The sequence below is a fragment of the Acidovorax sp. HMWF018 genome (genome assembly GCF_003061035.1).
Lineage (GTDB): Bacteria > Pseudomonadota > Gammaproteobacteria > Burkholderiales > Burkholderiaceae_C > Acidovorax > Acidovorax delafieldii.
In genome coordinates, this window is sequence record NZ_QAIM01000595.1 from 15,003 (window position 1) to 15,421 (window position 419).

At 73.0% G+C, this 419-nt stretch carries 1 pseudogene; it reads left to right on the plus strand.

Annotated elements, in window-relative coordinates:
* Positions 1 to 369: pseudogene (locus tag DBR23_RS31780) on the plus strand (P-type conjugative transfer protein TrbL); the annotation flags it as partial.
* Between the last annotated feature and the right edge of the window lie 50 nt (positions 370 to 419).

Consider the following 419-nt stretch of genomic DNA (forward strand, 5'->3'; position numbering starts at 1 on the left):
GCTGGCGGCGGCGCAAAGGGCGCGATGGCGGGCCTGGGCAACGTCGCCAAGACCGGCGCGCGGGCGGCCGGGCGAGGCGCTGCATCCCGCGCTTCCGCTGCCGGGCAACGCATGGCCGCTCCCTTCCACGCTGGCTGGAATGGCGCTGCTGCCGATGGTGGCGCGGGCGCGGCATTCGGTCAGGGTGCCGCAGGCGAGGCCGCATCCGGCGCCGCTACGGCGCAGACACAGGAACGGCCCGCTTGGGCCAAGCGCCTGCATCGCCGCCAGCAACTCACCCACGCCGCGACCACCACCGCCCACACGCTGCGCGGTGGCGATGGCGGCGGCTCCGGCCAGGGGCCGAGCCTGCGCGGCTCCGACGAATAAAGCGATTCATAAGGAGAACTGACCATGCGATTCAAGAAGCCGCAGGTGCG